This window comes from Runella sp. R0.1_18 (assembly GCF_057652155.1).
On sequence record NZ_JBYFCK010000014.1, the window covers coordinates 45433 to 57941 of the forward strand.

Annotated in this window: 9 protein-coding genes; 5 read left to right on the plus strand and 4 right to left on the minus strand. The window is 45.8% G+C overall.

The genetic code is table 11. The features are described 5' to 3' along the window. The first annotated feature begins 349 nt into the window (after positions 1-349). The gene (locus tag AC23P2_RS21615) at positions 350-2731 is read left to right on the plus strand and encodes a penicillin acylase family protein (protein WP_487775130.1); all 2382 of its coding nucleotides are present in this window, start codon (positions 350-352) and stop codon (positions 2729-2731) included. Between the two features lie 45 nt (positions 2732-2776). Beyond that, a complete protein-coding gene (wecB, locus tag AC23P2_RS21620; protein WP_487775131.1) occupies positions 2777-3874 on the plus strand; it encodes a non-hydrolyzing UDP-N-acetylglucosamine 2-epimerase in 1098 nt (365 codons plus the stop codon). Positions 3875-4188: 314 nt separating this feature from the next. On the opposite strand, the gene AC23P2_RS21625 is transcribed toward wecB, so the two are convergent. Next, entirely contained in the window at positions 4189-6210 is a 2022-nt protein-coding gene (locus tag AC23P2_RS21625; RefSeq protein WP_487775132.1) for a hypothetical protein, read from the minus strand. A 75-nt stretch (positions 6211-6285) separates the two neighbouring features. Between AC23P2_RS21625 and AC23P2_RS21630 the strand changes: the two genes are divergently transcribed. Then, positions 6286-6879 (plus strand): Crp/Fnr family transcriptional regulator, encoded by a 594-nt coding sequence (locus tag AC23P2_RS21630; RefSeq protein WP_487775133.1) that lies wholly within the window; start codon positions 6286-6288, stop codon positions 6877-6879. A gap of 72 nt (positions 6880-6951) precedes the next feature. Then, positions 6952-7518: a DinB family protein gene (locus AC23P2_RS21635; RefSeq protein WP_487775134.1), complete on the plus strand. Its 567-nt coding sequence runs from the start codon at positions 6952-6954 to the stop codon at positions 7516-7518. On the opposite strand, the gene AC23P2_RS21640 is transcribed toward AC23P2_RS21635, so the two are convergent. Together AC23P2_RS21640 and AC23P2_RS21645 are read right to left on the minus strand one after the other, a co-directional pair. Next, on the minus strand, positions 7500-7682 hold the full coding sequence (locus AC23P2_RS21640; RefSeq protein WP_487775135.1) for an antitoxin Xre/MbcA/ParS toxin-binding domain-containing protein: 183 nt from the start codon (positions 7680-7682) through the stop codon (positions 7500-7502). The genes AC23P2_RS21635 and AC23P2_RS21640 overlap by 19 nt on opposite strands. A gap of 168 nt (positions 7683-7850) precedes the next feature. Next, positions 7851-9974, minus strand: a complete 2124-nt coding sequence (locus tag AC23P2_RS21645; protein WP_487775136.1) for a Tex family protein — start codon at positions 9972-9974, stop codon at positions 7851-7853. A 227-nt stretch (positions 9975-10201) separates the two neighbouring features. Here AC23P2_RS21645 and AC23P2_RS21650 point away from each other — a divergent pair, with 227 nt between their 5' ends. After that, entirely contained in the window at positions 10202-11182 is a 981-nt protein-coding gene (locus AC23P2_RS21650) for a phosphotransferase (RefSeq protein WP_487775137.1), read from the plus strand. A 19-nt stretch (positions 11183-11201) separates the two neighbouring features. Here the strand turns inward: AC23P2_RS21650 and AC23P2_RS21655 are convergent, their stop codons facing one another. After that, the gene (locus AC23P2_RS21655) at positions 11202-12509 is read right to left on the minus strand and encodes a TolC family protein (protein ID WP_487775138.1); all 1308 of its coding nucleotides are present in this window, start codon (positions 12507-12509) and stop codon (positions 11202-11204) included.

Below are 12509 nucleotides of genomic sequence, written 5' to 3' on the forward strand. Positions count from 1 at the left end.
TTATCAAAATATTAACTCTAATAAGTCGCAAAGCTATTTTTTCCAAAAAAAGCCAATGGCGACAGTATAGGTAAATTAAACCATAACCCTTTCCGTCTTATCCTCTGATCTCAATCTTCTATTAAAATAAAAACATACTTACGGTATATTTTTCACTAAAATAAGGCGTAATTGAAGTTATTCAAGAAATGCACTTTATTAGGTAGCTCTTCTTGAAATTTTTGCCAATAACTCACCTAATCCTAATACTGCACAATGGTAAAAAAAGACTACTTGTAGTATGTTATTTTATTGTTAAATTTCATTTTCAATCTTAACCGTCAACTTACTCCTAACCTTCTCTATCCTTGTGAAACGTTTTATACTTTTCTCGTTTAGCCTCATTTCTGGGCTAAGTTTCGCCCTTTCTGCCCAAGAACTGTCCGTCAAAGGGTTTAAGCAACCCGTCGAAGTCATTCGTGACCGTTGGGGAATTTCGCATATTTATGCCCAAAATGAGCATGATTTGTTCATGGCACAGGGCTACGTAGCCGCGTCCGACCGTCTTTTTCAGCTTGAAATCTGGCGGCGACAAGCTACAGGTACGGTGGCCGAACTGCTGGGCGAAAAGGAATTAAAACGAGACATTGGCACTCGTTTGTTCAAGTTTCGGGGAAATTTAACGGCCGAATTAAACCACTACCACCCCCGTAGTGCGCAGATTATCAAGGCATTTGTGGAAGGAATTAACGCCTATGTGGGCGAAATGCGGCAGCATCCCGAAAAACTTTCCTTTGAATTTAAAGTATTAAATACCTTACCCGATTTCTGGACGCCCGAAGTCGTTATCAGTCGGCACCAAGGGCTGTTGAGCAACGTCAAAGACGAGCTGAACAATGCCCGAATTGTACACCTTGTCGGCGCAGAAAAACTCCGAGAATTGCAATGGTTTCACCCCGTACAAAACCCTCAAGAACCCGATTTGAGTCTTGATAAAGTCATCAAGGGAGAAGAATTGTTTCAACCCATTTTAGAGATGTACGAGGCGTTTCGAGCACCGATGAAATTCACCAAAGAAGACAAGCGCACGGGACAAGCCTTCGATTTTGACGCTTGGTACGAAGAAGAAAAGCTGCAAGTAGGTTCTAACAACTGGATAATCGACGGAAAACGCTCCCAAAGTGGCTATCCGATGCTTGCCAACGACCCCCACCGAGCGCAATCTGTGCCAGGGCTTCGGTACTGGATTCATCTCAACGCCCCAGGGTGGAATGTGATTGGCGCGGGGGAACCTTCACTTCCTGGCGTTTCCATTGGCCACAACGACCACGCAGCTTGGGGGCTCACTATCTTTGAAACGGATAACGAAGATTTGTACGTGTATGAAACCAATCCACAAAACCCCAATCAGTATAAATACCAAGGGAAGTGGGAAGCCTTGAAGATAATTCAAGATACCATTAAAGTAGCCAACCAGTCGCCCGTAGTAGTTGCGTTGAAATACACCCGCCACGGCCCCGTAACGTTTGAAGATACCAAAAACCATAAATTATATGCCGTAAGGGCGGGTTGGCGCGAAGAAGGATGCGCACCCTATCTGGCCAGCTTACGCATGAACCAAGCAAAAACGTGGGAAGAATTTCGTACGGCCTGTACCTACAGTCGGATTCCAGGAGAAAACATGATTTATGCGGACCAAAAAGGCAACATTGGTTGGCAAGCCGTTGGGATTTCTCCCATCCGTAAAAATTGGACAGGACTGGTCCCCGTCGCTGGAGATGGCCGCTACGAATGGGCAGGATACCTGCCGATTGTACAGCTTCCCCACAAAATCAACCCATCGGAGGGCTATGTGGTGACAGCCAACAACAACTTAACCCCTGTCGATTTTCCGTACCGCAATGCCATCGGATGGACGTGGGCAAACCCCGTGCGGGCACACCGCATAGAAGAAGTACTCAATGCAGGTAAACGGATGAACCTCCAAGATTTTGCTACGCTACAAACCGATTACCTTTCGATTTCAGCCCGTACGCTCGTACCGCTTCTCCTCAAAAACTCAACGGATGATTCAAAAGAAGCCGAACAAGCTAAACAACGGCTGGCCCAGTGGGATTATCAACTTACGCCTACCTCTATCGCCGCCGCTATTTATGCCGAGTGGGAAACGCAGCTAAAACTAGCCATGCACACACTGATAGTGCCCGAAAACATTCGACCGTATTATAAAACCTTGCCTATGAAACGAATCGTGGATTGGTTGGTGACGCCAACGTCGGCATTTGGTCCAAACCCCGTGGCAGGCAGGGATGAGTTTTTAAGTAAATCCTTTCAAAAAGCGATTGAAACGCTCCAAAAAAGGCTTGGTAACGACATGAATCAGTGGCAATATGGCCAACCCAAAAACAAACACATCGCCCTCAAACACGCCCTGAGTGATTTGGTCAGCGAAGAACAACGTGCAAAAATCAATCTTGGCCCGCTCCCTCGCGGTGGCTATGGCGAAACCGTGGGCAATACAGGTGGCCAGTTAAATCAGGAACATGGCGCTTCTTTTCGGATATTGGTGGACACCGAAGACTGGGATAAAACCTTGGGAATAAACAACCCAGGCCAATCGGGCAACCCCGACGACCCACATTACCGCGACTTATTTGAACTTTGGGCCAGAGACGGCTTTTTCCCCGTTTATTTTACCAAAAATAAAATCAAAAACATCGCTGACCGAACGTGGACGTTTAAGCCTCAATAGAAATACGTACTTTTACCCCGAAGTCAGACCGAATCTTACTGTAGAATGAAAATAGTGAATATCGTGGGGGCACGCCCCAATTTTATGAAGGTAGCGCCACTGCACCGAGCCTTTCAAAAACGAAGCGAAATTGAGTCTAAAATTGTCCATACTGGCCAACACTACGACGCCAAAATGTCGGACGTGTTTTTTAATCAACTCGAACTTCCTCAGCCTCATTATTTTTTGGGTATTGGAGGCGGTACTCATGCCCAACAAACCGCCAAAATTATGTTGGAGTTTGAAAAAGTAATGGAAGAAGAGCAGCCTGATTTGGTGCTCGTGGTTGGGGACGTTACTTCTACCATTGCCTGCGCGTTGGTTGCCAGTAAAATGCACGTGCCGATTGCGCACGTAGAAGCGGGTCTGCGCAGCGGCGACCGACGAATGCCCGAAGAAATCAATCGAATTTTGACGGATAGTATTTCAGATTTACTTTTTGTGACCGAACAAGCAGGCATTGATAACCTAAAACGTGAGGGTGTTCCCGACGAAAAAGTATTTATGGTGGGAAATTGCATGATTGACTCCTTGGTGCATTACCGCCAAAAAGCCCAACAACTTAGGGTGTTGGCTGATTTTGGGGTTACTCATGGCGAATACGTGCTAATGACCATGCACCGCCCTGCCAACGTCGATACGGCCGAAGGACTGTCGAGTATTTTGCAAATTGTAGCCGATACCGTTAAATACAAAAAAGTCATTTTCCCGATTCACCCAAGAACTCGTTCTAATATCGAGAAATTTGGGTTGAATGACCAACTTGCTAGCATCGAAGGCATACTACTAACCGAGCCGCAGGGGTATTTGGAATTTCTTCATTTGATGGAAAATTCAGCACTGGTCGTTACTGATTCGGGTGGGATTCAGGAAGAAACCACGTATTTGCAAGTACCGTGCCTGACGTTTCGAGACAGTACCGAGCGCCCCGTCACGGTCGAGCTTGGAACGAATCAGTTGCTCGCCGACTTAAATCCCCAAACGGTTCACGAAAAAGTGGTTGAAATTTTGGAAGGGCGAACGAAACAAGGCATCATTCCGCCGCTCTGGGATGGGAAAGCAGCGGAACGGATTGCGGATATTTTGGTACAAAAATTTGCCTAATAAGATGTGGCCTCTACCGAGGCTACATCCGATATACTTGCCCACTGAAAACCTACAAAGGTTGCGCCTCTACCGAGGCTACTTCCGATACACTTGCCCACTGGAAACTGCCTACAAATGTTGCGCCTCTACCGAGGCTACTTCCGATATACTTGCCCACTGGAAACTGCCTACAAATGTTGCGCCTCTACCGAGGCTACTTCCGATACACTTGCCCACTGGAAACTGCCTACAAATGTTGCGCCTCTACCGAGGCTACTTTCGATACACTTGCCCACTGGAAACTGCCTACAAATGTTGCGCCTCTACCGAGGCTACTTCCGATATACTTGCCCACTGCAAGCTGCAATTGGTGAGGGCGAAATCTGCGCAGTGGTAGCATAAATCAACTCGTACCCTTTCAGCGACAAATCGTCTATTTCTAGGCTTGGCTCCGTGCCTAAATTCGCCACAAAAACGTAAGAATCATCTTCCTCCAATGTCCACGCAATGAGCTTCTTTTCGGCCGTTGCATCAGGAGCGAGTAGCCATTTTACCCTTTTTCCATCAATCTGCGGCCATATTGTTTCCGCAAAAAGGCGCAACTCCAGCATTTTGCTAAACTGCTCGATGTTTTCTCCCCACTCAAACGACCCATGAGTTACTTTGTCGGTCTCGGCATCGTCGTGGATTTGAAAGACGTAGAGTTTGGTATATTCTTCATTTTTGCCCCGTTGTTGATGAAGATTTCTTACCTCAAAACCTAGGCTGTAATAACTCGGCATGTCGGTGAGAAATAACCCCGTAAAATACCTAACTAAGTTTCCTGTTCGGTAAAACTCATCAAACCGAGGGTCGTCTTTATCAGCCGTAATCATGGTAAAACTTGGTGCAAAAGCCCGCGAACGGAGCAGTTGATCATATAGGCTAAAACGCTCCATAAATGTTGCCTCTCCCACAATCGACGACTGCAAATCGCCTAGCGTTGCATCGGCTTTAATCGCCTCTAAATGATCTAGTTCATTCCCATAACCCATCGTATCAGGTGGCGCAATGAAGGTTTCGGCATAAAAAGCAAAGTGTTTTACCCCCTGTTTTTGAATGTACTCTTTTACCGCTCGCAACGGATCATAAAAATCATCGGGCTGGGCAGGCACTCCCTCAGCCCGCATTTGGACGTGCGCCATGTCTCCCCGCATAAAATCAAAGTTGAATTGCTGTTGGCATTCAAAATATTTGCGAGTAAAATAGTCCCAAGCGGCCATGTGCGGACGCTGAAAATCAAGCTCCCATTGTTGGTTATTGTTTTTGGAATGATAAAAACGGTAGCGCGTCAACGGCCCAAATACCCGCGACATATCCTGTGGATGGTCAAATTCATACTGGTACCAAGGTGTGCCGCGTTCGTCAAGGACAAACTCCTCAGGATTAATGTGTAACCCCCTATACGGCGGCGCCATGGTCATGGGCAAGGTTTCAAACCCTCGACTTACCAAGGCTTGCATCAACGCAAGTCGGCGGTGTAAGCGTTGTTGCTGGTCAAAACCAAACAGTATTTCCTGCCTTTTTTTGTCGTGTAAAAAAGGGATGGTGGGGTCAAAAAGTACTTCTTTCCCAAAGTTCAACCACGAGCCATCGGCTGTTCCGTGATGGTGGAGATGCTGCCAAATGGCCTCTTCTACTTGCTCCCACACGTTTTCTGAATGGTTGACAAGCCGACCGCCATCTCGCTGCACCCACTCAAACAAGCGAGGATGCGTCAATACAATTTCCGAAAAACGGTCAGTGTGTGGTATCACATCCAACCCAACCGTTTTGCCCATGGCGTGTAGCAAATTCACCACCACTTTGAGTTGTTTCTCGACCGTATCCAGCCACGGTACGGCACGTTGAAGCTGCCAGCTAAAAAACTCAGCATTGATATTCCAACTCACTTTTCCGTACAGGCTCCCCACCACCCCAGGCTCCCAAATGGGAAGTAGGTGAATAGAATCGTGGAAAGACGGCAGGGTAAGCGCATACCCCACCACGTTCCAAAAGCTCCCAATCGTTCGGACGTTTACACCCACCATGTTGGACGTCTTAAGCCATTGACTGTCTGGCTCATTTGCCCGTGGCGAAACAATGCTTTCCGTGGGTTGTAGCGCGCGGCCAAGTAACTCTGTTCCTAGGCGTTTCTGCAAAATATCTAGCAGTTGAAACGCATCAAATTTAGTAGGCAAATCAGGCAATAAGCCCGACACAAACGAGGATTGCTTTCGTTCGTAGCTTGTTAATGAACGGTGATAAGTAGTACGCCAATCTTGCACGTACGCATCACGCGTCAGCGAAGTAGTAGAAGTCAAACTGTTCATCATAGGTCTTTGTAGGTCAGCAAGGTACTATTTTTTAAGAAAAGGTCATATCTTGTGTTGGAAAAATTAAACAAAGATATGCCTGATTTAACCCCCGCGCTAGCCACCCTAAAAACCGTAATAGATACTACTCACCCACTCTCAAATGACAGTTTGGAGGCTTTCAATGCCATTTGGCGGCCTTTTTCTGCCAAACGAAAAGAAACCTTGACCGTGGCAGGAGAACGGGAACGTTATTTATACTTTGTGTTGGAAGGTGTGCAACGGGTCTTTTATTTTGACGATCAAAACCGCGAAGCCACCTTGGTTTTTACGTATGCACCTTCGTTTGGGGGAGTTCTCGACGCACTTATGCTCAACACCCCTTCCCGTTATTATTACGAAACCCTGACACCCTCCGTTTTTTTGCGGGCTTCCATCACCGATTTACAACCTCTCATTGACGCTCGACCCGACATCGCTACTTTGATTCGCTTGGGTGTAACAAATGCTTTAGCAGGGGTACTCGAACGGCTCGTTGAACTTCAAACGTACAGTGCAGAAGACCGATTTCTGCAACTTCTACGGAGAAGTCCACACATTTTGCAGCTCGTTCCTCATAAATATTTGGCCAATTACTTGGGAATAGACGCAACTAATTTTAGCAAATTGATTAATCGAATTCGGGTGTAGAAAATCTTGGTAAATACCAACTCTTCACAGCAAAATACCTCCGATTTTTGCAGGCGTTAATCCAATAAAACAATGGCTAAAATCATACAAGACCAACTTATACAGCAGCTCGAAAGCCGCATTGAGCAACATTTAAAAGATACCATTTATTCACTACAAAACCTCCCAGAAGAAGTCCTTCTTCGCCCAGCCGCCGACGGAGGTTGGAGCATTGCCCAGTGCCTAGAGCACCTCAATACGTACGGTGATTATTATTTACCACAGATACAACAAGGCTTGGCGCAGGCTTCTCCTACCCCTACTGTGTTCTTTCAAAGTTCGTGGTTAGGGAGCTATTTTACCAAAATGATGGAACCTACAACGGGGAAGAAAAAATTTAAAGCATTTAAAGGACATATTCCAGCGGTTCAGCTAGACGGGCACGCAACAGTAGCGCGGTTTATTCAACAACAGGAAGAATTGTTGTCGTATGTGAAACAAGCCAAGTCCGTCAATCTCAACAAAATTCGGATTCCAATTTCTATCACTCGGCTGATTCGACTCAAATTAGGCGACGTTTTTCAGTTTATTATCGCTCACGACGAACGGCATTTGCAACAGGCTTTTCGTAACCTTACCGATTACACCAAAATACCATGATTTATGAGTATAAGTTCTTTGATTATCAAATTTTTGCCGTTTGGCTCATCCAATAATTCAACAGGTTTTAATCCTTTTAAAGCATTGTTTGGAGTATGTAACCAAATCTCCCACTTCTCCATACCTCCAAAAACATCAATACCAATTTTTGTAATTTCCTCCATTAGAATAAATAATCATTGAGGTTAAACGCATTAAAAAAATAGCCTCAGCGAGGCTAAATCCTAGTAGAAAAAAAGAGGTAAAGGCCGCCCCGGTGGGGTTTTGGGGGAGGATTTAATTTGTTTTTCTACGAAGATTTAGCTCCTCTGGAGCAATAAAGAGTAAAACCCTTACAGCTTCATACTCAACGCAATTCGCTTGCGTGACAAATCGACTTCCGTCACTTTTACCGTCACGTGCTGTTGGAGTTTTACTACTTCGTTCGGATCTTTGATAAAACGGTTGGCCATTTGCGAAACGTGTACCAAGCCATCCTGTTTGACGCCAATATCAACAAATGCCCCGAAAGCGGTGATGTTGGTCACGATACCTGGCAGCACCATTCCTTCGTGCAAATCTTCGGGCTTACGAACGCGGCTGTCAAACTCAAAGGCCACAATGGTTTCCCGAGGGTCACGCGAGGGTTTTTCGAGTTCTTTCACAATGTCTTGCAAAGTCAACAAGCCAGTGGAAGCACTGACGTATTTTTGAGGATTAATTTGGCGACGCAACTCTGGTTTGCGCATCAATTCGGCCACGTTGGTTCCCAAATCTTTTGCCATTTTCTCGACCACAGGGTAGCTTTCGGGGTGAACAGCGCTGTTATCGAGCGGGTTTTCCGCATTTTCAATCCGTAAAAAACCAGCGGCTTGCTCAAAGGCTTTTCCTCCCAAACGTGGCACTTTAAGCAATTGTTGGCGCGACTTAAAATCCCCATTTTGAGCACGATACGCCACAATGTTTTTGGCCAAAGCAGGCCCCAATCCCGACACGTATTGAAGAAGGTGTTTGCTGGCGGTATTGAGGTTGACACCCACGGAGTTTACGCAACTTTCAACCACGGCATCTAGCGCACCTTTCAGCATGTTTTGCTCAACGTCGTGCTGGTATTGCCCAACCCCGATGGATTTAGGGTCAATTTTAACCAATTCTGCCAAAGGATCCATCAAGCGACGGCCAATCGATATCGCGCCTCTCACTGTCACGTCTTTGTCAGGGAACTCGTCGCGGGCTACTTCTGAGGCCGAATAAATCGATGCCCCTTGCTCCGAAACCATGTAAATGGCTACGCCGCTGAAGCCGCTGTTGGGTCCAAGTGGGCCATTTTTTATAAAATCTTCCGTTTCGCGCCCTGCCGTCCCGTTACCAATGGCCACGGCTTGAATCTGGTGTTTTTTCACCAAATTAAGAATCGTTGCTTCGGCTTCCAAACGTTTATCAAAAGGATAAATAACGCCATCGGCCAACAGATTACCCTGAGAGTCAAGGCATACCACTTTACAACCCGTACGAAAACCTGGGTCAATGGCCAATACCCGTTTTTGGCCTAGAGGCGACGCCAAAAGCAACTGGCGTAGGTTTTCGGTAAATATTTGAATGGCGTATTTATCCGCTTTTTCTTTTGATAAATTTGAAAATTCCGTTTCAATACTTGGCTTCAACAAACGCTTATACGCGTCCGAAACAGTTTGTTCTTGTTGGTCTCTGCACGCAGGTAACCCTTTGACAAACAAGCGATCAAGGTATTCAATGGCTTGTTCTTCGTCGGGAGAAATATCAATATTTAAGAACCCTTCTTCCTCTCCCCGTCGAATGGCCAACAAACGGTGCGAAGGAATTTTGTTGAGCGGTTCGCTAAAATCAAAGTAATCGCGGTACTTAGCGCCTTCTTCTTGCTTCCCTTTTTTGACTTTTGAAGTAATAATGGCCGAACGCTCAAATGCAAAACGCATTTTGTTTCGTGCCTCGGTGTTTTCAGAAATCCACTCGGCCATGATGTCACGCGCCCCTTGTAGGGCATCATTGACTGATTCCACTTGTTCGTTGAGGTATTTCTCAGCCAAACGCTCAGGATTTCCTTCTTTGCCCGAAAAAATCACTTGGGCCAATGGCTCTAACCCTTTCTCAATGGCCATCGAAGCCCGCGTCTTGCGTTTGGGTTTGTAGGGCAAATAAATATCTTCCAACGATTGAAGATGGTAGGTATTTTCGAGCAGTTTGCGTAGCTCGGGCGTCAGTTTACCTTGTTCTTCAATACTTTTAAGAATGGCTTCGCGGCGTTTTTCGACCTCCTGAAATTTTTGGTACTGTTCTTTAATGGCGAGAATTTGAACCTCGTCGAGCTGACCTGTCATTTCTTTCCGATACCGCGCAATGAAAGGCACAGTAGCGCCTTCATCGAGCAGTTGAATGGTATTTTGGGTTTGTCGTTCGCTAATGCCCACGATGGGCGCAATGAATTGAGATGCGGTCATTTATGTTAATTATCCAATTTAAGAATGTATATCGCTCTATTGCTCTCCCCAAACTATCATTTGGGGAGAAAAGGCGCTGCGTCTCTGACGCAATGCTATTTTTGCACCGAAACAGCCCGCAAATAAGCAAACAGAAGCGGATTGGTGCAAACTATTTTTTCAATCTAAACCTAAAACGCTGGCACAATTGTTTTAGTCGTACCTTCGGAAATTCAAATTTGTACTTTATGCACCTCGACATCACACAAACGCAAGCATTGCAAGAATACCTACAGGCAAAAGGATGGCTCAAAGCGTATGAACCTATTTTTAGCCTTGAAATTCCAGGTGAAGGTAACATGAATTATACGCTGAGGGTTCGCACGCACGACCGAACCTTGATTCTCAAACAAGCTCGGCCTTACGTAGAAAAATATCCCCAAATTTCTGCTCCCGCCGAACGAGCCACCGTGGAAGCCAATTTTTACGAAAAAATTCAAGAATTTACCTCCATTCAAACCTTCATGCCTACGTTGATTGGGGTGGATGAAAGCAATTATATTCTTGCTTTGGAAGACTTGGGCACGTCGAGCGACTACACGTTTTTGTACCAACCACAACAAAAACTGTCAATGGTTGAGGCCGAAGCATTGGCGCATTTTTTGGCCATGTTGCACCAACTAACGTGGAAAGAAGCCCTCGACGGGACGTTTGCCAACCGCGCCATGCGCGTCCTGAACCACGAACATATTTTTAATTTCCCCTTTTTAGAAAACAACGGATTCGACCTTGATACCCTTCACGAGGGTTTTCAGATGATTTCGATGGGGTACAAAATTGATCCATTTTTGAAAAAGAAAGTGGCCGAGTTGGGTCAGGTGTATTTGTCGGACGGGCACAGCTTGCTGCACGGCGATTTTTACCCAGGTAGTTGGCTAAAAACCGATTCGGGTCTGAAGGTGATTGACCCTGAGTTTTGTTTTTATGGCTGTCCTGAATTTGACTTGGGTGTACTTACTGCCCATCTGATGTTGGCCAAACAAGACGAAGACACCATTCGTAAAGTGTATCAAGCCTACGGCGTGGTAAAAAACCCACAATTGGTTGATCAATTTACGGGGGTCGAAATCATGCGCCGCTTGCTAGGTTTGGCCCAATTGCCCCTCTCATTGAGTCTGCTCGACAAAGAAGAATTGTTAGAAACGGCCTACGAAATGATCATGAAATAGGCCATCCAAGACGGGGACGTTAGAGCGTCCCCGCAGCTTTTTTGTACCGCACATAGGCAATTAAAAATTGATACACACTGTTCAAATAATTGGTTTCAGCGTTCTGAAGACTGTATTCAGTGTTTTTCAAATCGGCCAGCAACAATATCCCTTTTTCGTAGCGAAAGCGGTCGGTTTCTAAAATTTGTTGCGCTAATGCCACGTTTTTTTTCGTGTCCAGCACATTTGCCTTTTCTTGGGCCAAAACTGTCGTTGTGTTGGTAATTTCGTACTCAAAATCTCCTTTTAGTTTATCAATAGTATTCCGATTTACTTGCGTTTTCAAAGCATATTCGTTGCGCAAAATGGCGGTCTGTTTACCATCATACAGAGGAATATTTAGCTTCAAACCCACATAGTTGAACGGAAACCACGTTCCCGACGAAAACGGATTAAATTTATCGTTGAGCTGGAGCGCGGTGTAGTTTCCGTAGGCACTTACCAACGGTGCCAACCGTGATTTCTGTTTCTGCTGAAGCAGTTCATTCACCCGCAACGCCGATTGCTCTTGCTTTAGCTCAGGGCGAGTATCAAGCGCCATTTCTGGGGTTGTATTTTCTGATGTTGCCAACACAGTTTCCAAGGTTTCGGTTAGCTCTACCGAGCTTTGTTTAAGGCCAATTTGGTACAAAAGGTATGCCTGATTCACTTTTAAATCTTGCTTTGCCTTCGTTAGTGCCGTTTGCGCATTGTTAACATCCAATAGCAGGCGGTCAAAATCGTTTTTTAGCATTGTCCCTTTCTCCCACTTCGTCTTCCCCGACTCCCAATACGCTTGCGCCCGAACAACCGCTTTTTCGGCCAAAGTAATCTTTTCTTGGCTGAACAGCACTGCATAATAGGCTTCTGTAACGGCTTGTTTTATATCTATTTTTTGCTTTTCGAGGGTAATTTTTTGCCCCTCTACCGTTTCCTGATTAATCAAACGGTCGTATTTGGTAGCCGCATCATAGACTTTTTGCTCTGCCGAAAGTCCGACGTTATTGTTAAAGGGCACTCCAAGCACCAATTTCACATCTTGACCGTTGGCAAAGGGAGCATTCTTGAAAACGGAGGTTTGGAGTTGGGTATTCCAACGCATATCTGCTGAGGCATTGACTTGTGGAAGCCATTTGGCACGAAGTTTTGCTTCCTCTCCCTCCGAAATTCGCAGCTGTAACTGCTGATTTTTTACTTCAAGGCGATTTTCCAGGGCCATTTTTAGGGCGTCGTCGAGGGATAGTTTTTGAGCCTGTACCGCTTCAGGCAGCAGCCCAATTCCTAGCCATAAAAGCACTATTTTCTTCAT

What these genes read in the sequence shown, in the direction of transcription:
- wecB (WP_487775131.1), top strand. Translation starts at nt 2,777, where the DNA reads ATGAAAATAGTGAATATCGTGGGGGCACGCCCCAATTTTATGAAGGTA.
- AC23P2_RS21625 (WP_487775132.1), bottom strand. Translation starts at nt 6,210, where the DNA reads ATGATGAACAGTTTGACTTCTACTACTTCGCTGACGCGTGATGCGTAC.
- AC23P2_RS21630 (WP_487775133.1), top strand. Translation starts at nt 6,286, where the DNA reads ATGCCTGATTTAACCCCCGCGCTAGCCACCCTAAAAACCGTAATAGAT.
- AC23P2_RS21635 (WP_487775134.1), top strand. Translation starts at nt 6,952, where the DNA reads ATGGCTAAAATCATACAAGACCAACTTATACAGCAGCTCGAAAGCCGC.
- AC23P2_RS21640 (WP_487775135.1), bottom strand. Translation starts at nt 7,682, where the DNA reads ATGGAGGAAATTACAAAAATTGGTATTGATGTTTTTGGAGGTATGGAG.
- AC23P2_RS21645 (WP_487775136.1), bottom strand. Translation starts at nt 9,974, where the DNA reads ATGACCGCATCTCAATTCATTGCGCCCATCGTGGGCATTAGCGAACGA.
- AC23P2_RS21650 (WP_487775137.1), top strand. Translation starts at nt 10,202, where the DNA reads ATGCACCTCGACATCACACAAACGCAAGCATTGCAAGAATACCTACAG.
- AC23P2_RS21655 (WP_487775138.1), bottom strand. Translation starts at nt 12,509, where the DNA reads ATGAAGAAAATAGTGCTTTTATGGCTAGGAATTGGGCTGCTGCCTGAA.